The following is a 21,574-nucleotide window of genomic DNA, read 5'->3' as shown; positions in this document are numbered from 1 at the left end:
CTCAAGCCCTCAAGTTCGGCGGCAAGTCGCCAGGGATCTATGAGGTGGCCATCGACAGCTGCACAGGCACGTGCGGCTTCAAGCTGTTCCCGAAAGAGGATGGCAGGGAGAAGAGGGTGATGACGGAGCCGCTGATCAATGCGGCCGAATGCAATCGCCGTCTGGGTGAGGTTTTTATTCAGGTGTCCAGCTGAATGTTTGAGTGTTTCCGATCCAAACATACTCAGACACAGCGGTTTGCATCGTCATAAACCTCATTGGCGTTCCTGCCGCCAAGAACGATGACTAATACAATGGGTTTTACCATCGTCCACCTGGGGAACCAGACGATACCCAGATGAGCGAAGCTTGATTTTGTAACAGCTCCGTAAGTCACCGGAAAGTTGGGCTGACAAAACATATGTATCAACTCACAGATTATCCAGCATGAAATTTATCTGGGGGTATTATGACTGACCGTAAATATGCACTATCATATGATGATAAAGTAGAAAATATTCTTGAGAGTTGTTTCAAACTCCTTGTCTTTCACAATCAGATCAAACTGTTGGTATCATGAAAAATTGTGACCGTCAGGGTTTCGAGATATTTTTCAGGAAACCGGAAAAGTTTTTATAAAGGATTTCAGAACCGTAAACATTCAGATGATCCTTGTCGCGATACAAGGGAATTCCATTTCTGACGGGAGAACAAGAGGTTAATTCTTCCGGACATATTTCTGAGAATGCATCAAACACATAAAGATTTTTGTGGTTTTCCTGAACATCTATCATAGCGTGCATGATGTCATTCAGGGGTTTTGCTTCGTCCTTTCGCTTGATGTCGCAAGTCGTATTATTCGATTGGGATGGAGCGCAGTTATATAATGAATCAAATCTGAACATCGGGATGGGAGACATAATGATAATGGAGACATTTTTGGCCTCCAGATGTGATGCGATCTTTCCGACTTGCTGCAGCCAGTTCTCGATATCCGGCAAAGGTTTGATCTCGCCGTCTCGGGTTAGAAAAATTCGTCCCAGAACAACGAAATCGCCACTTTTCATCCGTGCAAGAGCTGCATTCCAAAGCTTTTGACGCTCTGGAGAAGAAATACCACCTGAGGCTGGGAAGGGCTCACCAACCGTTTCGACAAGATGAATGCCGTAACCAGACTTCTGTTGTAGTTGGGAAAGTAGTCCCATCAAATGACCTGCGTGACTATCTCCCATGACCCAAAGAGTGGGAAGGTTTTTATTCGCCGGTGGAATTGTACATTTCTCCATCGTGTTGCTATGTAGAGGGCGTTTGGGGAGTTCTACAGTACAGTAAAAAAAGTTGGTATGTTTTACAGGAAAATTCTCATATGAATCAGGAAGATAACGAAACCCATTTATAGCAAGAGGATGGGGATTATGAGATTTGTGTAATGTAAATACATACAAAGACGAGAATAAAATGAGAGGCAATGATAATAAATATGAAAATACATTTCCTTTATTTTGTAAAAATGTCTTCAGGCGCTTTTCCAGAATGAAATATGACGATATGGACGTAAAGAATGTCAATAAAAGGAAGTTATAAAGATATGACGTGTTAGATTTCATATACAGATTGAGTAAAGATAGAATGGGCCAATGCCATAAGTATAACGAATACGATATTTTCCCTAAAAACTGTAATACGTTGCCACTCAGGAAAAGACGTGCCTTGTTTGTATGAGGTAGAAACAGGATCAATACAGCTGTTGCCGGGGCAGCCAGAAAGTTCCACAGCACATTCTGATATTGCGGTAGAATGGCAGAAAAAATAATGCATAGAAAAGACAGGTAACAAATAACGCTTTTAATATTTTTCTGATCACGATTTTCGAAATGAAGGGACAAGAGGCATGCAATACATCCGATGCCAAACTCCCAAAAACGACCAAAAGGAAGCAGGTAGGCAGCGCCTCCTGTTGTATGTCCTGGCAGGATCATCAAAACGATGGCCGAGACTATTGAAAGTGCGCATATAGCGGTCAATGGAAAAAGTCTGGAAGTCTTTTCGTTAAAAAATCCGGTTATTTTCAAGAGACATGGATAGAGCAGATATATCTGCTCTTCTACGCCTAACGACCAGGTATGGGTAAAGGCATTCAGTTTTGTAGAGGGAGAAAAATAATCCTGGGATATTTTCCATAAGTAAAAATTGGAGAAACCGAATAGCGCGAGAAAACCGGTTTGAAGTGAAATCTGTGGCTGGGGATCAATTATCCAGACTGCAGTACTGCAAATGACAATATTCGTTAGCAGTGCTGGTGTGATGCGACGTAGTCGTTTGGCATAAAAATCATATAGGAGAGAGGGTAAACCTTTCCCGTGCCCATAATTAAATAAGCTTCCGGTAATCACAAATCCTGATATGACGAAGAATATATCTACACCCAGATATCCACCTGGAAGCCATTTGGTATTCAGATGATTGATGATGACCATGAGGATGGCGATAGCTCGTATCCCATCAATGTCTTTTCTATACGAGAATTTTTTCACGGTTTCTGAAAAAGATATGCTGCCAATATTCATTATTTCTACATGTTAAAATTAAAATATAATAGTTTTGTCCAACTCTTATAAGGAGCGTGTGTCTTAAAACAAGTCTATCTCTCGTAAATATTTAATATATAATCCATTTATTATTGATGGTTTTTCGTAATTTCTTAAAATATTTTTTATATATAGGGAAATTTTATCTATTTTATGAGTCTATAGTTTATATTTGAATGCTTCTACAGATAATCAAAATAAGTAAAGACTGATATTTGATTATCCATCTTTCAGTTTAATAAACATGCTTCATAAGCTAAAAAACAAAAATTTCGCAGGCATCTGGTAAAGAAAAAGGCTCAAGGTAGATATAGGCGGCTTTCAGAGAAAGCTTCAGTTCAACCGAGATCCGTATTGCTGACGCCAAAGGATAGCCGTGCGGATCCGCACGTCATTCACCTCGATATCCCGCCAAGTAAAGCCCGGCAATAAATCGGGAAATTTCCTGATTGCGGTCATGTTTTTACCTGCATTGGTCCAGTGGACACACGGCAAAAAAGCAGAATATCAGGAAACCATTGTTTCCGTGATGAAGACCTGTTGATTATCTCCCTGCCGCGACTGACAACGGCGTCACTGGGTAGATCAGTTGGGACACTCATCAACACGGGCTTCTATCGTGGCTCTTTGGGAAAAAGGGCCGCAGACGCTCCATTTGTTCGTTCGTCAGCCAAAACATCTCGCTCATCTCCAGTCACTTCACAGAGCCTGAATCAGATTTCCGCAATCAAACCATTAGGTCCTGAGCCGAGGCATGACCATCTTGACAAAGTAAGGGAATTTCCTTACTTATGAAGAAAGTTAAAACTGGAGTTAAGCCATGGTCGACTTGCTGAAAGCAGAAAGCACTATCACCGCTAAGGGTCAGACGACTATTCCCAAGAGCGTCCGGAAGGCTTTAGGTGTAGACTATGGTGGGCGTATTGCGTTCGTCGTGGACGATCAGCGCCGTGTTCATGTCGAGAAGGCCACAGAAGAGACAAGCGACCCAGTCGTTGAGCGCTTCCTCGAATTTCTGGAGAAGGACATGCTCGACCATTCCCGTCCACGCCTTGTCAACCTCCCTGCCAGTTTGCCTGATCGCGTAGCCGCGCTCGTCGGGAATATGGACGTTGATCTCGATGATGAGATTGAAGGTGATGTGGCGCTCTGACTATGCTGACGATTAATGGCTGGACCATCCTCGCGCATCCGCTCTTTCTCGATCAGTTGGAAAAGCTCATCGGCGCTGTTGAGGAGTTGAAGGAAAAAAAGCCCCACGAATATCAAAAGAAACCGAGCACGAAGTTATTGGCCGCCTTGAACAAGCTGCTCTTCCAGTCAATCCCTGCCGATCCGACAGCAGCCGTCTATAGACAAGGCGGAACGCTTGGTGAAGCGCACAAGCATTGGTTTAGGGCAAAGTTCGGGAATGGTCGCTTTCGCCTGTTCTTCCGCTATAGTTCGGCCGAAAAAATCATCATCTTCGCTTGGGTGAACGATGAGACGAAATTGCGCACCTATGGTTCAAGGACTGACGCCTACAAAGTTTTCAAGGCGATGCTGCAGAAGGGCAACCCGCCAGACGATTGGGACGCTCTTTGTGCGGCCGCGTCCGATCAGGCTACAGTTGACAGGCTGGGTAAGTCCTCTCCTCCAAATTCGTGACGAATGCAGTTTAACGTTACAGCATTGCATATTGTCCTTTGGATCGGACTGTCGGCTGCGCCTGAACCACGCTAAGGATGCGTTTTCGCCATTAGGCTTAAATCCAATAGCGCAATGGCGGTTGAGGACACACGAAGCCTCGACCGTAAATCACGTTGGCAGCATACTAACTAGTTTTGACGGTTAGGCATCAAACGCGATGGTAGAAGGACTATATCGCGCCGATGACTTCGGATATCCCTCAGTTTAATCACGCCTGAATGTCATCAGGAAATGGCAAAGCCAGCCATTTACAATACTTAAACTTACTTGACTTCTAACTCCGTCTTTTATTCAAAATCGATATTCTTTCCTTGAAATTAATTGCCCAACAATTCCGGCCTAAGTTCGGTTTTTGGGAATGATCTTCTGGAGATTGAAAGCTGTCGGATCTCGTTACGGAGTGAACCGTTTTAATCAGTAGTATTCCAGATGCCTCATATTTTGTGTTTTCGTCTTTTTAACTATATTAAAACATTGAACTCTAACAAAATCTGAATGTATATTGCTCTGGTAGAAGAATTTACGATTTATAATTTTCCGTTTATGTTTATACAGCTATCTTGTTATGAAGAAGATATTCCAAAGGATCTGAAAATTATGGAACATAATAAACACGAAGATAATTATTTGCATCATTTGACATGTGATATTGTCGTTGCTTATTTGTCTGGAAATACCATACCATTTTCCGATGTACCTTTACTGATACAACAGATTTATCGTGCTCTTGCGGGCGTTGAAATGGACGTAAGTGATGATAAAGAGTTAGTTCCTGCTGTGCCCATTAAGAAATCGGTGTTTCCTGATTATATTATCTGTTTAGAAGATGGGAAAAAGGTGAAAATGCTCAAACGCCATCTGATGTCAGCGTTTGGCCTCACCCCTTCAGCTTATCGTAAAAAATGGGGATTGCCGGCTAATTATCCGATGGTCGCGCCAGCTTATTCAGAACAACGATCACGTTTAGCGCGATCCTTAGGATTGGGGAATAACAAGTCACAAGAGATTACCGAGCCACAGCACGAAAAATCAGAAGAAGATGCCATTGTGACACGTTTACCTGAGGTCAAAAGGGGACGTAAAAAGAAACTCGGTTGATTAAGGCTGCTTTTGCCTGCCCCATGACGATCTCGCGTTGCTTCGTCAACTGGCAATAGATCTTCATGGGGTTGGTGATGGGGCGGTTTCCATTGTCTTGACTTAAAAAAGTGACGGTTGAATCTGGCCGGACCGACACTGAGATGGGCCTGCTGGAAAGATATAAAGGGCAAATCCCGTAGACCAATCAAATTCTTATTTTACGATTATATTTCCATAAGTTGATGGGATGAACTGCGGGACTCGAACCCGCTCGCCTTGGTCGCAACAAGACAGACAACCCATTGAAATAGAACGATAATTTCAGATAAAATCATCCTTCGCATGGTGACTGCGGATTCACTCTGCGGGCAAACCCGTGAGGCAGTCAAGAGAGGGATTTATTTGGCCTCTGCTGGGAATATGATGTATATACGACGTATAAACTTCAGCTAAGGAAAATCATCATGCAGGGCGTTGTCAGGAAATGGGGGAACAGTGCAGCCATTCGTCTTCCTGCGGGTGTGCTTGAAGCCGTCAGTCTGAAGATTGATCAGGCCGTCGACGTGCGAGAAGAAGATGGGAGGATTATCATAGAACCAGTCAGAGCGTTACCTCTCAAACTGGAAGAGTTAGTGTCAGGCATTACGAACGAGAACCGCCATGATGAAATTGATTTCGGTTCGTCTGTTGGTGGTGAAAGCTGGTGAGTGCCAAAGCAAAGACTGTCTGGGTTCCTGATTGCGGGGAGATTGTCTGGCTGGAATTTGATCCGCAGGCGGGCAGGGAGCAGGCAGGACACCGGCCTGCTGTTGTGCTGAGTCCTGCAAGTTATAATGCCAAGGCTGGTATGATGCTGTGCTGTCCGACAACAACCAAGATCAAAGGCTATCCTTTTGAAGTGGCTCTGACTGGAAAAACTGCCAGTGTGGCCTTGTCAGATCAGGTGAGAAGTCTGGATTGGCGCGTGAGAAAGGCAAAGCTCAAAGGCAAAGTTTTACCCGAAGAGCTTGAGGCCATTCGACAGCGTATCCGGTTGCTAGTCGGGTGATAAAAGTAAGTTTTCCGATAATTTTCAATAATAAAAGAAAAACAGGGAGAAAACAGGGAGCCAGCCGTGCAAACCAGCGGACACGTTGTGTCGCGATGGTTTGCAAACTGGTCAGGGGGAGAGCAATGCTCTCCCCCGTGAACCCCCTCTTGATGTCAGATTTGGGGGGATAACGGAATGTCTGGTAACAGTAATGGTGAGCAGGAAGCAGTCATTCCTACAAAGGGGATTCGCGCCAAGTATTTAGAAACACGGAAATCTAGATGAGATTATGCAACTTAAATGAGTAGCTGCAGTTCTTAGCATGAAGCATGCGAAAGCGATGACATAAAAACTTGCGGGCGTTAAAGCGTAACGCTCGTAATTCTTGACAAGTCTGCGCCATCGTGTCGCCCGTGCGAAAGACCATTCTACGACCCGTCGGCACGACAGCAGAGCAAAACGTGATTGGCTTCAGGCCAATTTGACGACTTCAAGCCTGATACGATGACACGAGTCGCCTCGACTAGATTCTCAGCAGTGTATCCAGCCACTTGATTACCACGGATACACTAGGAGACAGTTCGCGCAATAAGCGGATTGCCATATACTGTCATTGCCAGTCCGCGCGCTGGATCGTTCGAGAACTGCTGGTCTACAACCTTGTTAGCATCGAAATTCGCCTGTGCGACATTTGCACCGGCCATCCACTTCTCCAAAAAAGCAGGCAGCCAATGCGATGGTACTCGAGCATCCAATGGCCACGGTGAAGCAATGACCGCAGTGCAGCCGCGGTCGATAATTTGCTTTGATAGACCCAGCACGGTGTTAGCTGTCGGGTGCTTGTCGGCACGGCCTGCGCTACAGACGAACAGGATGACTACCCCCACATTTCGCAGTGCATTCGCTAATTCACCAGATGTGACGCACAAAATACCTTCATCTGACACCATCTGAAAGTAACGTCCCTCGGAATTCACGCTGCCATGGGCTGTTACAACGGCAATCGTTGCGCCCGCGAATGTCGCAGGCAGGTTCGGACCATTGTCGACCTCAAATCCATAGCGCTCAAAAGTCGGTTCGAGTCTCTGCGCTATCATGGGCAGCGTTTGCGACCCTTCACCTTCAGCGGTAGATATCCAAGCACACATTCGACCATCACCAATGAGACCGATTTCTTGAGCTTGGCCGAGCCACGCCAAGGACGGCGTAGCCGCCATTGGCTGAATGCGTCCGGCAAATTTATCTTCGACAAACAGAAGATTTGGCGGAAATTCTTGTAATTTCGTTTCGGCGACCATGACAGTCGGTCCGCTAGGAAGCTCCGACAGTCGAAGGTCTGCAGTAGTGGTGTAAAAGAGATTAGCGGTCGTTTCATCGATCCCATAAGCGTATGGGTAGTGTTTCGCCCATTCGTGAAGGCGGCTTTTGCTAATCACCACTTTCTGTTCGCGTACCGGTTCGCCGACTACACCACCAACCGTGCTGACACGTATTAGGTGACCTTCTTCGTCAAACCCAACCTGAACAACGTTCACACCCGTCAGCGATATCTGCCGTGCGATTTCCGCGCTCTTTTCTATCGTGCCCGGAAGATCAGGCGGCACGGCGGCTTCATCCCAACCTGGCAAGGCAACGCCTCGATCCGCCAACAGATCAAGCGCAAAAGAGGTGCCTATGGGATCAGAAAGAAACTCACTACTACTTAACGCTCTGCTAGCAAGCAAAGCGCTTCCACGTGTATCGAAGCCAACGTCGTCCGAGTAACGCCCGACGCCCCCGTTGCGGGCGACAAGGAGTAATTGGTTTTTCGTAGGACGCACCGCTGTTATTGTTTCCACGAGCCCGTCAAAGCCTCCTCCAGCCCTTTCCCGCAAACCCTTCATCACCGCGTCAACGTCGTCGGCAACAGGAATGTCATGAAGACGTGCGATCCGAAGCAGTTGCCCCAACAGAACGCCAGGCGGCACGCTTTCTCCCCCCCGACGCAGAACGTCCCGACCGTGCTCGATCGCATCAGCCAACAACGCTTCGAAGCCTGCACCACCGCAAGCATCAAGCTGACGCTGCCGAATCTGCAATTCAAGCGTATCAAGTTGTAGACCAAACTGCTCCGTCAACCCTATTACGCCGAGCATTACGCGGGCCTGAGCGACCGCTTCCCGAGCATCGTCTGGAAGCTGGCAATCACGCAGGATCCGCGCTAAACATGTGAACTCTTGATATATCTCTTCCGCGTCGCCTTCAGTATCCGCCGCAAATGTACACGCCATTGCAATGAGCGCCTCAATTACGTTCCCCTGTCGCGCATAGGTGTCAGCCATCGCGAACCAGCCCAGTCGACGGCGTCTTGCGGTCCCGTAGCTAGCGGAAAGAGCTTGCTCCGCCAAGTCGCGTGCCACTTGACCTGCACCCACGTTGGCGAATTTTCCAGCGGCGAGGCGAATGAGACGAAGGTCATAATCGGGATATGAGCTATAAGGCGCTACGGCACAGCCAAGTCCTAGCCATGATTTTATTACATCATCGTCGCCATCGCCACTAATAGGTCCATAGGTCAGAAACTTTGCAATTGCTGAGAGAACCTCGTCGGCTGGCTCCTTTAGCAAGTCTATGGGCAATGGAAGCCGGCCTAACACCATCGGTTGTTCCGAGGCCATCCAAGAAAAAGCGCCTTGAAGGAAAACATCTTTTCCTATTAGCCAAGCTGGATCTGCTTTACCTGGTAAGGCTATCTTGTTAATTGTAATCGGCTTGGCACTGAGTCGAAGTACGATAAATGTCGCAAACGCCAGTCCAGTCGTCCCTGCAACAGCGGGCTGAAGCAATTCTATCAGTCCGATTCTGAGCTCATGGCGTGCGGGGTCTGCGGCGAGCCTCGTTATAAGGACGATCACCGCGTCAGCGAAGCGGTCTTCATTAACGGGCCAAGTACCAATCTTAGCTTTTTCTAATAGAATGAATCTTAAGGTTCGCAGCAGCAATTGTTCGCCATATTTAGCTTGCTGACTCGCCTTAGGTAGAGGCAATACCAAATCGAATGCATGTACAGGCAGTGATCTGTTTAAAGCATCATTCACGCATGCCATACGGAATGATTCAGAGAGCGGCACGTCACCATCAGCCTTATCAATAAGGCTACGGTAATCAGGGACGTTAGAAACAGACAAGTATTGTCCAAGAGTCTCATAGAAAAAAGTGCTTCGATCGGTGCAGTGATTTCTGGCAAATAGCGCTGCCCCTGAATAGTCGCGATCGGCGAGTAATTCATTGATCCGAAATTCGCGGACAATGGCACTTTCCGGATATAAGGAAGTCAGCCTTTCAATGGCTTGTGTGACCAATTTCGGGGCATTAGCGTCTTGAGCTGTATCCAGCGCGCTTGTGAGCAATCCAAGGTTGTCGAGTTGTGCGATCGCCGGTTCGAGCAGTTTTATTGCCAAGGCCGAAGCATTCGCATGTTGTGCTATTCGTGCGAGCTTTGTTCGGGACCGAGCGTCCAAATTGCGGTCGATCTCTACTTCCTCACGGATGGACGCGAGCGCGTCTAAGTTGCGCCCAGCGCGGCTCATTAGCTGGATTCGAAGAAACGGCTTTTGAGAATCGAATTTCGTTGGCAGAGCTTCGACATCTTTTAGCGCAACACCCAACCGCCCTTCAGTGATCCATTTATCCCATCGGTCTACGTGCTGCGCCAAGACCGTCTCAGGGTCGTCAATACCGCATGCCCCCATCACTCCACAGGCATCAATTGATGCCAACAAGTGCTGCAATTCCGTTCTGGTTGGTGAAAATTTTCCCGTGTCGATCGCTACATAGACTTGGCGATCCTTGGCTGTTTCGGTCGCAGCAACAGCCAAGGCATGCACTTGCGGAACCCACACGTCCTCCGAAAGAAGCAATTTCGAAGCATTTGGTGTAACAAAACTCTTGACGCTTTCGTCACGGTAGCCCGCAGCATTCGTCACGATGACAGCAGTCCGATCAGACTGTGCGGCCAACAACGTTATTACCGTTTCATGGCGTAGATCATCTGCCACTACAACTTGGAGCATCGAACGTCGCAAGTCAGCTTCACGTTCTTCCATCTTGCGTTTTGCTAAAAATGCAAACGTGGTCGAAAACTGCGCCCATATGGCTTTCTGCCATTCTTCGATGTCGGCGCCTGGCGGCGCAATGACAAGATAGCGCTGAATTAACGGCTGTTCTTTTTCGTCAGACACGCCGGACAAAACAGCCAATAATATGCCGGAACGTTCTTGGGCAGTCGCAAAATCAAGGCAATAGATGTCCGCACCACCTCTTACGTCTGGGCATTCAGCGATGAATGCCAGAATTTTCTTTGCAATAGCATTGAGATCACTTCTGTCCATAGGAACCGGTGTCTCCTCATCATTTCGAGTGCCTTGAGTCATCTTTATTGAATATAGGAGATAGTCGAAAACACCAGCCTGACTGGATATTCGAGACTGCTATGCAGCTATGTCCGTTTTCGGAAAGACAAGATATCCATCGAAACGGCTGTCGTGAGGGCGAGAGCAGTCTGGCCACTTTGGAGCGCCCAAGTGATGTCTCTTGCCGTTTGTTTAACTTCGTGTGCCCCCACTTCAGCCGTTCGAAAGAAATGTAAGGCCGTCTGAAAGCTGACATTTATTACAGAGTAGCCAAACGTCAATCTCCCAATGCGCTTGATATTGCCTCAAATCCCCGTGCGCTACCATGCAGTATCGGGAACCGTCTATCACCCAAAGGTTGTCTGCTCTCTTATGTCTGAATCAGACACTGACGTCATTGGCTGGAGGCGGGCCCATAAGTTGAGACCGATATCAGCGATTATCCGCCGAGAAGTTTGCTGATAAGCGAGCCGATACCGGCTGCGACTAGATTGCCGGAGGCACCCTCCACGACGGACCTTAGCGAAACCAATGTTGCGCGTAGTTTGGAGGCCGAAGGCGTAGCAGAGTTAACCTCGGATTCAAGTTCGGCGAGTGATGACTCAATTCCTGACCTCTGGGCTGCTGGCAGACCCGGAGCCGCTGCACGGATCTGCGCCACGAGGTCTTTGACCTGCGCCGGCGTGATGTCGGACGCCACATTGAACGAATTGTCGACAGAATTGATGTTGAGTCGGGAATTCGCGCCATGAAAGGTCGCGATCACGGTCTGCGGCGTCGCCACTGGCGCATCACTACGCCGGACTTTCGTTTGGAAATGTGGCGGTATGCTGGCAACGCCACTATGATAACCAGGATCAACGACGATAAAATCTTCGACCAGTTTGCTTGGTAGTTCCCGCAAAAAATGGTCTCCTACCTCGATTGGCAAATCGGCGGCGAACATGGTGATCTGGTGAGAGCTTACCGAAGCAGGGATGTCTTTACGAATCACTTCACCGCTATGCTTTACTAGGGTAACTTTATCTTTTGCCATGCTACCAAAGACCATGTTGTTACCTCCGACTTCTGACATGACGTCGCAATAGATCCGTCGCAACTGGTCAACCCGAGCAGCGATATCCTGTGGCTGGGAACCAACCCACTCCCCTATATCCTGTCGCTGTGGAAATTTAAAACCGTCACCTTGCAGTATCCGGTCCTTCTCGACCGCCTCATGACGAATTTGTTGCGCAAAATCAGTGATAAACGACTTTGCTTCTGAAAGCGCCTGGTCACGGATCGCAAACGGGTATCGTAATATCTCATCTTCGATACCGTAAAACACCTCGCAGATCTTCTTGGCGAGATAATGTTGAATGGTCTGCCTGTAGATCGTTTGGGGAACTCCTGTATAACGAATCCCACCATAACGAATCGGCCTCCCATTAAAGCTTTCGATTTCGACTGGCATCGAACCACTGATATAGTGCCATTTGCAGAACCACTCGTTAGCCATGCGCTGCCGCTCATCGCTGAGCATAACGACCAGTCGCGCGCCGATCGGCGTCATCTCACTCCTGACTGGTGCCGCTAAAGCCCAAATTTCAAAGGATTCTTGAGACATTCTGATACCGGATTCGGGTGCTACGTCAATACGTGGAGCCTATCTTGCGCGTTGAAGCCAGGATAGCATGGGCACTACCGTCTGGGATGGGCATGCACGGCGAAATAATGTCCGGTTTCGGGAAGGCAATTTATCGTCTCGAATGTCGCCAACGAGGCGCCTTCCGCCTGTCTGCTTCAAATTCATTTAGCAGATCGGCGCTTAAGCGGAGGAAGCGGAATGTCGGTTATTGGGAGGAAATGACCGAAAGAAGCCCTACGGAGCGTCAACGCTCATGGCGACGATCGACCGAACTTACTCCATTCAGTGTAGAAGGCGCGGTTGTAGAAATAGCCGCTTTCAGCGTAAACTGACTCCCAATTTTTGGCTTGGGAATGACGCATAAGTCCCAAATTTCTCTATAGGGCAACGGAAAAACCGACGCGTGGCTTCCTCGACGATCATCAATATCCCGACCGACGACAAGGTTTTTGAAAGCAACTGTATTCAGCTTTTCGCGGGGCTTCTCAATGATCCAAACGTCAAGTTTGTGGGTACGCGAGGCAAGAAGCAGTTTGGCCTCGATCTGATTGGCAAGCGCGACCGCGATCCAGGCCAGCCGGTCGGCATCCAGTGCAAACTCGTCACCCGTGGCGCGAAGCTCACCGAAACGACGATCCGCAAGGAGGTCGACCAAGCGATGAGTATCGAACCGGCACTAACGGAATTCTATATCGTCACCACCGCGACCGACGAGGCCGCTTACGATTTTCTTGCAACCAAGTTGGCCCAAGAACAGGCGAAGCTTGGCCGCACAGTCGACATTCAGGTCTGGGGCTGGGACACCCTTCAGGAAAAGATCAGAAACGACCCGAAGGCGCTTGCGGCCTTCGATCCTGATTACAGCGCATCGACCAATCGCCTGCTTGAGCTCGGAAGCGAGACGCTGTCGGGGCAGGCGGAGATCCGCGCTCAGAATGACCAGACACTACAATATCTGGCGGAGATCCGCACGACGATTGCGATCGGGCCAATAGATACGGCCCGCAGTGCATTCGATCAGCATCTCGATGCACAGATCGACCAATATCGCGACATGCTGAACGCGGGAAGGCCGCGGACCGCGTTAGAATTACTCCAAGCGCTCGATAGTACGCTCAACGAGAAGAACGCAGTATCAATCCGCGCGCGGGTCAAGGTCAATATCGCCATCGCCCGGATGAAGCTCGGCGACGAAATCGATGCCGCCCCTCTTCTCGATGAAGCCTATGCCCTCAATCCGACAGATCCACGCTCGCGAGCGAACAGGATCCTCTCACTCACCATCCAGGGAGATTTGGCGGGTGCATGGACGTTCGCAGAGGATACACTCGCCGAGGATGCTAGTAATGTTGGCGCTGCCGGGCTCGCATTCCAGGTGGCAGCGATGGACAGTGTCGAGCGAGACCCCATGGCAATCGTCTCGCCGGATCTTCTGGACGACCATAACGTTCGCATCCACCGCATCAACTACCTTCGTCAGAAAGGCACCCCGGGAAGCTGGTGGACCCTGGCTGCCGAAACGCTCGAACGCTTCCCTCAAGATGGTAATTCTATTCGGATGGCCGGTGATGCTCTGGTCGACGAAGCTCTTTCCGGCGACGTCGTCGAACGCCTCGGCCGTGTTCCGGTCGATCGACGGATCAAGCTTCGCGAGGGTTCGGAACTGCTACAGCGCCATTGGGATGAGGTTCGTCACTTTGAGCATGCGGCTGAACCCGATTGGTGCATGGTTGGGTATAATCTCGTAACCGCCTACCGGGCGCTAGGAGATCTTGAGCAGGCGAAACGTATTGCAGACCAGGTTCTGGCGACTGGAACCAAGGATCCAGATGCTGCGCTGGCCGCGGCATGGGTGGCTATCGATCTCGAAGAATTTGCCGAGGCGAAACGCCTCCTCCGCAGTGCTCTCCTCCCCGACAATGCGGTCCTTCCACTGCTTGTAGCGCTTTCTAACCTCCACGAATGGGCGGAAGTCGTCAAGGAGGCGACCAACGAGCGTCGCGAAAGACTGCCGATTCCTGCGCGCCAGCTTTTCGACGTGTTGGTATTTCGCGCGCGGCATGCTGGTAAGATGGGCGCAAACCTTGACGAAGATGTCGAGCAACTCCTCGAACGCTGGCCGCTGGGTGTCGGGGCCCATATCGCTGTGGCGGATATTTATCGGATAGCGAGACCTGAAGCGCTTGGAGCGATGGCAGAGAAGACGCGATCGCTTATCACGCCGGCGACAAGCTATTCAGACAGGGTGATGTTCGCCCAGCTCTCGCTGTTGCGTGAGGCATGGGAAGACATCATTGGCGTACTCGATGGGTTTGTTGGTGTAGACCGGCCGTCAGAGCCGCTGGCTTGGCTTGCCCACGCCTTCGCAAACGCGCCAACGCAGGCGAGGACATCGCCTTTCTATCAATCGCTTGCCCCACAGGTGATCGCTCTTCCGCTCTATGCGCGGCTGGCTGGCGCGGCTGAGTACAATCGAGGCGATCTAGGAACTGCAGAGCACTACCTTCGCTCAGCGATTTCTGCAATGCCGAGTGATCTGCGCGCCATTCTCCTGCTATCGCGCACGCTGGTACGCGCCAATAAGGAAGACGAAGCCCGAGATTTAGTCGCTGGCATCAATGACGACACGGCAGACGGGTCTCCCAACGACCTCATGCGGCTCGCTTACTGGCATCGCCGCGCAGGTGAAACCATGCGGGCGCTACGACTTGCCTATAGGGTGGCCGCAACCAATAGGCACGATGAAAACATCGTATCCTCCTATCCTTCAATCATCCTCATGAACGAGGCTCTGCCTTCTCCAATTGGTCGGGCAGGCCCAGCACAGACTGACTTCTGGTTCGACCTTGAAGGGTTGGACGGCGCCAGGGATGTCACCGGCATCATCGGCGATGAAGAGATTGTCGGGATTGACCGGTTTGCTTTGGACCATCCCTTGGCAGTTGCTCTGATGGGGAAATCTGTCAACGAAGTAATCGAAATCCCTGCGAAAATCGGTGTTTCGAAGCGTTACAGGATAAAAGAGCTCAAGCACAAATATATCTGGCTGCTCCACGATATCATGGCGAAACACGCGGCCCAGTTCCCAGATGCGCGATCGCTGTTCGAGATGAGTATAAAAGACGGCGACATACAGCCGATCCTCGATGTGGTGCGCTCCCTTCAGGACAAGGATGGCGTGGTCGCTGCCATCTACACGTCCCATCCTATCCCTCTAGCGGCCATTGCGGCATCCTCTAATCGGTCGGTCCTTCAACTGGCCGAATATCTGACGCGAACCGGAACAAATCTCCGCACCTGTATCGGTGCAACTGACGAGTACAAAGAAGCCACGATGTTCGTGCGCCAGGCGCGCGGCAAAGGTGTTGCGCTTGACACATTGACCCTCTGGCAACTGCATGAACTGGGGCATCTCCAGGCAGCAAAGGACTATTTCGGAAGGCTGTGCATCGCGCGCTCAACCATGGACGAAATGATCGAGCTGAGGGCGAAGATCGAGAGCAACCGTGGCCGCGAATTCATGACCATGAGTTTCGACGGCGAACAGGCATGTCGGCAGGTCCATAGTCCCGAGGAGACGGAGAAGCGACTGGAATGGGTGAACGCAATCATCAAGGACCTCCATGACCTTTGTGATATCCTGCCGGTCGACGGGTCGCTCGACGTTCGGCTGGATAAGCTTCTCGACAATTTTGGGTCGAAGGAAATATTCGATCCTATCAACCTTGCACGAACCGCGGATGTCATCATCCTCTCAGAAGATTTGAATCTACGCCAATATGCAGCCAGTCAGGGCGTCAAGGGCGGGGCTTGGCTCCAGGTTGTCCTGAACGTCTTTGCAAAGGACGGCCAGATCACACGCGACCAGTATCTGGTCGGCGTTGGCATGCTTGGGGCAATGCGCCACGGCCATCTCAGCCTAGACGCCCAAACGTTACTCCAGATGCTCGCATTAGAAGATCCACGAGCGTTCGCATTGTTCAATGCGGCTATCCAGTTCATCGGTGGCCTCAATGCTCATATGCCTTCGCACATCGCCATTTCGGTCGACACCATGAGGGGGGTATGGAGGCTGAATCTGCCATCATGGCAGCAAAGTCGTGCCATCAGCAGGTTGCTGGCGCAACTGGTGCGGTCGCGATCCGACGACTGGAAAGCAGTTCTTCACATCATTGATGCCGAACTCGCGAAGTATGCCCGTGCCGGCGATCATCTTGCCCAACGGGCGCGGGATTATCTGGCAGACTGGATTAAAGGCCATTTTTACGACTTGGCCGAAATCCGGTCAAAGGAGCGTGCCATCGCATCTGTCAAACCGCGGCGCCGGACAAAGAGAACAAAAGTATCCCGTCCCAAGAAAGTTGGCCGAGGTTAGGACGAATGCCTCGCACTCATCAGGAACGGAAGATATTGCTTATTCATGATCCGAGAGCCGCTTATCTCGAATATACCAAACACGCTTCATAGAGCTTCACATAACAACGTCGGCTTTCGGCGGACCGTCACGCCCGTTTGGGTGTCGGCTATGAGGCGATTACTGCCTGTCTGCTCCTGCGTCACTGAGCTGACAGGCAGATCAGGGGGGAAACCGGTCGGTCCGATTTTGGGTGGAATTTCTTTGGAAACGGACGTCTCCGCCAATCCCTAGGCGGTTCACTCATGGAATTGCTGTTTGCCCGGACATCCTTCTGGTCTGATGCATTGACACTGGATGACCTTCTTCCGCAGCTGACATCAGGCCGGATGATCCAGGTTCATGACGAATACCGGAAGGCAGGTCTGCCACTCAATGTGATTGCAGAACACGTTCTCTTCTATAAAAGACCAATCCGATCCGATGAGCAGCGCGATGTTGCTTGCGCTTTGAGGGATCTTGGTTGGACACAGCATCGCACGGCTAAGGCCCGACTTTGGATAGCACCCCCTGATTTTCCATCGCGAGATCGAAACAAGCCCCGATGGCATCACAGGTGAAGACATCTCGTAAAGCGCTACGATTTCTCCAGTGTCTTTCTTTGCCCAGCCGTCGTTTTCTTGGTCATCTGCCTCACTGCAACCATATGTTCTGACGCTAAGTCCTGAGCCTAGGGGACGCATATGTTTACATACCAAAGGGCATTTCGTAACAAAAAGCGTCACTACATAGGATTCTAAAGCGGATGTCGTCGAAGCCAAGCCATCATTCGGTCCTTTCTTACTGGCATTCCGCTCTTCTTGATGATGCCCAGATGAAGATCTCCTTTAGCCGGGATAATCTGGTTGCTCTTGACGAAGAGGGTTTTGAAAAAGGCAAGCTGCCGCCTGACAAAACCCAGGCACTGAGAAAGATGCATCCTGCCTCCCGTGACCTGGCTCCCGACGATTCCATTATCGCGATGGCCGGTATCCGCATTCTTCTCGGACAGGTCAGTCATTCCACCGAGCATTCGAAACAGCCTGCCCTTTTCTGTATGGCCATGCTCGTCAACGTCAGTCCGGAAGGCACCATCCAGCCGCTCAAGGATGCCCCGCCCTGGATAAATCGAGAGCTTCTCGAACCGTCGGATGGTGATGTTCTGATTGGTGATTTGGCCACCATGGACACCTGGCTCCAGCTCAATCCGTTTGAAGGAGGCAGTCTCGGCAAGACCCTGGAGTGGGCGGAAAAGCTTTGGAACGCAGTGACCGGAGAAGACGGATTACCCGACGGCTACGAACTCTGGGAGCGCGTGGCCCTTCAGCCTGCGGAGGCCAGCATCGGGATGATTGCGACCCTCCATCAGCGACGGTTTTACGATACCGTTCTGGCTGACACCGATCTCGTAACACCTCTGCTCGCACGGTATATCGATGGTGGACCGGAACCGGCTGTCGTGGATGAGTCCCAGAAGTGGGCTGCAGCGGGCCGAGCCAGGGGAACGATGACTTTCGCCTATGGAATGTCATCCAGCCAGTCTGAAGCCATGACGGCGTTCTGCTCGGTGAAAGATGGTGACATTCTCGCCGTGAACGGCCCCCCGGGCACCGGCAAGACGACACTTCTGCAAGGTATCGTCGCAACGGAGCTGGTGACACGTGCCCTCGAGGGTGGTGATCCGGCTGTCATCGTCGGGACCTCGACCAACAACCAGGCTGTCACCAACATCATTGATGCCATGAAAAAAGCCATGGCTTCCAAGGACAGCCGGCCATGGGCGAGAAGATGGATTGAGGGTGCCGATGCGCTGGGTCTGTATTTCCCGTCCGGAGAGAAAGAAAAGGAGGCTCTGAAAGCCGGCTACCTGATCGCGTCTCCGGGAAGAGGCCTGGGCACGATGGAGTGGAAAGGCTTCCCCGAACGTGAACGGGACACGGTCGATGCCTGGGCCTCCCGTGACGCTTGGATCAACGGCTACTACGGTTCTTTCTATCCGGGCGTCACTCCGCCAGTCCGCAAGGAGCACCTTTCAGGTCACGGTCCTCAAGGGGCGCGTCACGACATCAGCCTTGTTGAAGATGGCATCGCGAAAATCCGCGCCCGGATGAAGGTGCTTGTCGAAACAGGGCGGGTCTGTGCTGGAGAAGCCAGAAAGCTGAATCAGCTTTACGTGGCCTCGGGCTATGGAACATATCCCGACATCACAAAGGCCATCGCCCAGCGGGAAGCCCTTCTTCAGGAGCGCAGGCCAAGGGAAGACGCTCTCAAATCCGACCTCAAGGAAAAAGAGGCCGCTGCCGCCGTTCCGCGCGCCAGGATCAATGAGGAGAACCGGAAGACCCGGGACCTCCTGAAGCAGCGTGATGATGCCGTGCATGCTGCCGGGCAGAAAGTCGAAGAGGTGGGAGCACATGCCGTCGCGCTCATTGCTGCATTGCCGGGGGGCGGTTTCTTTTCGAACCTGATGAGTGGACGCAACTGGGCGAATGTTGAAAGGCTTGTCGCCGAGGGTAGACAGGGCAGCTTCTTTCGGTCACTCATGCAGGCTCAGGTCAAGTCCAAGCGCGAATGGATGGATGCCATCAATGAGATGACGGCATCAGCCGAGAGGGAGCTCGCAACAGTCCGGGAATCTCGAGAAGAGACGCGTCAGGCTCGAGATACCCTGGTCCAGAAGTTGGAACGCGAGGTTGCCGCTGCCGACCTGGTGAGCAAGACCGCCCGAGCAGAGTACGATCACTATGTGGGAGGCTCCTATGTTCTGGCCGGTCGCGAGCTTGAAAAGCTCGTCACCCTCAAGCATCAGATACTCCAGCAACTTCAGGATTGCTGCACGGCCATTGAAACGGTTCTGGCACCGTCCGACTGGGCCGCGATGTTCGACATGCCGGAAGAAAAACTTCCTTGGCGCCAGAGCAACTGGACAGGAAGGCTAGATGTCATCGAGGATTTCCTGGACCGGACAATACGCTACGCTCTGTTCCAGTATGCTTTGCGCTACTGGGAAGGTCGGTGGGTCCTTGAAGTTCAGGCTCTTCAGGATGCGCTCGAGCAGAACGACAACAAGGTCTATCCGTTCAAGGTTGGCGGCAGAGCCATGGAGGCCATGTATCGTCGATGGGCGATGCTGACACCGCTCTTCATCGTGACGGCAGCCAGCCTTCCGAAGTTTCCCAAATGCACGATGATGGAAAAGGGCAAATTCGTCGAACGTTTCATGGCAGGCTTTTTCGACCTGCTCATTGTTGACGAAGCCGGACAGATAGCCCCCTACCAAATGGTCCCGGCCATGGCCTTCTCAAAGAAAGCCGTTGTGGTCGGGGATGTCTTCCAGATTGAGCCGGTCGTCACCAGTTCCCATGCAACGGATACTGGCAATGCCCGAAAGGCCGGCGTTCAGGAATACTTCTGGGATGACGACGGACCGGTTGATCCCCGCGTCGTCACGGCCGCCCCGGGAAACAATAACATCATGGGCTCCGTGATGCGCGTGGTCCAGACGGGCACCAGTCACTCCTCACCGGACAGCCCTGTTCCCGGCATCTTCCTGACCGAGCACCGCCGTTGCCGACGGGACATCATCGAGATCTGCAACGAACTCGTTTATAACGGCCGCCTGAAACCCATGACCGCAGAACCGGACAGGGAACCTCCTCTGCCGCCTCTTGCTTGGGCCAATGTCAATGGAACGTCGGAGCGTCTGGGGCGCAGTCAGCGCAATCCCCGTGAAGCGGAGGCCATCGCGCGGTGGATTGTCAGTAAAGCGGATGAATGGAAGGACTTCTACGACAAGCCGGTGAACGAGATTGTCGCGGTGATTGCCCCCTATGGACCGCAGAGAGACGCCATCCGGCGGGCCTTACGCAAGTTCAGCACGGCCCATACGGACAAGAACATCTCGAAAATCAAGGTCGGCACGGTCAACGCCATGCAGGGCGCGGAACGGGACATCATCATCTTCTCGCCAACATGCGACCGCAAGGCGAGCACGGGATTCTTGGATGGCAAGCGCAGTCTTCTCAACGTCGCCATCTCACGAGCCGTCCATTCGTTCGTCGTCATTGGCACGATGGAAATCTTCGAGCGGAATCCTGCGTCGGCCCTGGGAATTCTGGGGAGAGCCCTGTTTTCCAAGGGCTATGAACTCGGGGATGTGACTGGCAACTGGGCGGCAGATACGTCTCTCATCCTCCGTGGCAAGAGGCTGTCATCCGTAAGCGAGCACCACGCGCAACTGGATAAAGCCCTCGCGGACCTGAAAGACGGCGAGGAAATTGTCATTGTCTCCCCCTTCCTGTCCCTGTCCGGTGTCAACGCACCTGAACTCCAGGACAGCATCCGCGAGGCCGTTGGCAGAGGGGCCGTGGTCAATATCGTGACGCGCGCTCCCAACGCTCCCGGTTATTCCAACGGAACATCACCTGCGTGCAGAAAAGTACTCGAGGAGATGGGAGCAAGGCTGCACGACATCAAGCTCCTGCATTCGAAGACGCTGATGACGCAGAACTTCATTGCAGAAGGGTCCTTCAACTGGCTGAGCGTCATGCGCGACAAACCTGAGGGCGCCAACCTAGATACGTCATGGGTGCTGACCGGGGAGGATGCCCATAAAGCCGCCCGAGAAGCCATTGATGAGCTCAACCTTCTTCTGAAAGAGAGCAAGCCCCCGTCCGAAATAGGGCATGGAATAATGGCGGCCTTTGTCAGTCAGGGGAAAGACTGACAGATCTTCCCGGAGTAATGCCAGTAGTCATGATGCCGTTTTTCGATGATAAATTTCAGCGTTATTCAGTT

The 21,574-nt window shown here is 51.4% G+C and carries 12 protein-coding genes and 1 pseudogene; 8 read left to right on the top strand and 5 right to left on the bottom strand.

Going from position 1 to position 21,574, the window contains the following annotated elements; genetic code table 11:
• Positions 1–44 precede the first annotated feature (44 nt).
• Positions 45–194 carry a hypothetical protein gene (locus EOV40_RS15430; protein ID WP_244297067.1) on the top strand — a complete coding sequence of 50 codons (150 nt, stop codon included), beginning with the start codon at positions 45–47 and terminating at the stop codon, positions 192–194.
• A 378-nt stretch (positions 195–572) separates the two neighbouring features.
• Here the strand turns inward: EOV40_RS15430 and EOV40_RS14575 are convergent, their stop codons facing one another.
• Complete coding sequence (locus EOV40_RS14575; protein ID WP_128106460.1) at positions 573–2,546, bottom strand: acyltransferase family protein; 1,974 nt, start codon at positions 2,544–2,546, stop codon at positions 573–575.
• 841 nt (positions 2,547–3,387) lie between these two features.
• On the opposite strand from EOV40_RS14575, the gene EOV40_RS14565 reads away from it, so the two are divergent.
• From EOV40_RS14565 to mazF, 5 genes are all read left to right on the top strand, one after another.
• Positions 3,388–3,720 (top strand): type II toxin-antitoxin system PrlF family antitoxin, encoded by a 333-nt coding sequence (locus EOV40_RS14565; protein WP_099542213.1) that lies wholly within the window; start codon positions 3,388–3,390, stop codon positions 3,718–3,720.
• A 2-nt stretch (positions 3,721–3,722) separates the two neighbouring features.
• Positions 3,723–4,214: a type II toxin-antitoxin system YhaV family toxin gene (locus tag EOV40_RS14560; RefSeq protein WP_020936679.1), complete on the top strand. Its 492-nt coding sequence runs from the start codon at positions 3,723–3,725 to the stop codon at positions 4,212–4,214.
• A 639-nt stretch (positions 4,215–4,853) separates the two neighbouring features.
• Positions 4,854–5,354: a MucR family transcriptional regulator gene (locus EOV40_RS14555; protein WP_064776424.1), complete on the top strand. Its 501-nt coding sequence runs from the start codon at positions 4,854–4,856 to the stop codon at positions 5,352–5,354.
• Between the two features lie 446 nt (positions 5,355–5,800).
• Complete coding sequence (locus tag EOV40_RS14550; RefSeq protein ID WP_128106459.1) at positions 5,801–6,043, top strand: AbrB/MazE/SpoVT family DNA-binding domain-containing protein; 243 nt, start codon at positions 5,801–5,803, stop codon at positions 6,041–6,043.
• On the top strand, positions 6,040–6,384 hold the full coding sequence (gene mazF, locus EOV40_RS14545) for an endoribonuclease MazF (protein WP_063907590.1): 345 nt from the start codon (positions 6,040–6,042) through the stop codon (positions 6,382–6,384). Before EOV40_RS14550 ends, mazF begins: the two co-directional genes overlap by 4 nt.
• A 243-nt stretch (positions 6,385–6,627) precedes the next feature.
• On the opposite strand, the pseudogene EOV40_RS15425 reads toward mazF, so the two are convergent.
• The 3 genes and pseudogenes from EOV40_RS15425 to EOV40_RS14535 form a co-directional block, all read right to left on the bottom strand.
• Positions 6,628–6,879: pseudogene (locus EOV40_RS15425) on the bottom strand (hypothetical protein); the annotation flags it as partial.
• Between the two features lie 56 nt (positions 6,880–6,935).
• Entirely contained in the window at positions 6,936–10,736 is a 3,801-nt protein-coding gene (locus tag EOV40_RS14540; protein WP_244297066.1) for a CHAT domain-containing protein, read from the bottom strand.
• 460 nt (positions 10,737–11,196) lie between these two features.
• Positions 11,197–12,309 (bottom strand): hypothetical protein, encoded by a 1,113-nt coding sequence (locus EOV40_RS14535; protein WP_128106457.1) that lies wholly within the window; start codon positions 12,307–12,309, stop codon positions 11,197–11,199.
• A gap of 478 nt (positions 12,310–12,787) precedes the next feature.
• Between EOV40_RS14535 and EOV40_RS14530 the strand changes: the two genes are divergently transcribed.
• Positions 12,788–16,759, top strand: a complete 3,972-nt coding sequence (locus EOV40_RS14530; RefSeq protein WP_128106456.1) for a PIN domain-containing protein — start codon at positions 12,788–12,790, stop codon at positions 16,757–16,759.
• 359 nt (positions 16,760–17,118) lie between these two features.
• On the opposite strand, the gene EOV40_RS15170 is transcribed toward EOV40_RS14530, so the two are convergent.
• The gene (locus EOV40_RS15170) at positions 17,119–17,559 is read right to left on the bottom strand and encodes a hypothetical protein (protein WP_208729370.1); all 441 of its coding nucleotides are present in this window, start codon (positions 17,557–17,559) and stop codon (positions 17,119–17,121) included.
• On the opposite strand from EOV40_RS15170, the gene EOV40_RS14520 reads away from it, so the two are divergent.
• Positions 17,544–21,503 (top strand): AAA domain-containing protein, encoded by a 3,960-nt coding sequence (locus EOV40_RS14520; RefSeq protein ID WP_128106455.1) that lies wholly within the window; start codon positions 17,544–17,546, stop codon positions 21,501–21,503. The two genes, EOV40_RS15170 and EOV40_RS14520, sit on opposite strands and share 16 nt — an antisense overlap.
• Positions 21,504–21,574: the final 71 nt, after the last annotated feature.

This window comes from Acetobacter oryzoeni (assembly GCF_004014775.2).
Lineage (GTDB): Bacteria > Pseudomonadota > Alphaproteobacteria > Acetobacterales > Acetobacteraceae > Acetobacter > Acetobacter oryzoeni.
Note: the sequence above shows the minus strand (reverse complement) of the source record. Positions and strands in the feature narration are given on the sequence as shown.

Coding starts and splice junctions, on each gene's coding strand:
- EOV40_RS14575 (WP_128106460.1), bottom strand. CDS start 2,546: ATGAATATTGGCAGCATATCTTTTTCAGAAACCGTGAAAAAATTCTCG.
- EOV40_RS14565 (WP_099542213.1), top strand. CDS start 3,388: ATGGTCGACTTGCTGAAAGCAGAAAGCACTATCACCGCTAAGGGTCAG.
- EOV40_RS14560 (WP_020936679.1), top strand. CDS start 3,723: ATGCTGACGATTAATGGCTGGACCATCCTCGCGCATCCGCTCTTTCTC.
- EOV40_RS14555 (WP_064776424.1), top strand. CDS start 4,854: ATGGAACATAATAAACACGAAGATAATTATTTGCATCATTTGACATGT.
- EOV40_RS14550 (WP_128106459.1), top strand. CDS start 5,801: ATGCAGGGCGTTGTCAGGAAATGGGGGAACAGTGCAGCCATTCGTCTT.
- EOV40_RS14540 (WP_244297066.1), bottom strand. CDS start 10,736: ATGGACAGAAGTGATCTCAATGCTATTGCAAAGAAAATTCTGGCATTC.
- EOV40_RS14535 (WP_128106457.1), bottom strand. CDS start 12,309: ATGACGCCGATCGGCGCGCGACTGGTCGTTATGCTCAGCGATGAGCGG.
- EOV40_RS14520 (WP_128106455.1), top strand. CDS start 17,544: ATGTCGTCGAAGCCAAGCCATCATTCGGTCCTTTCTTACTGGCATTCC.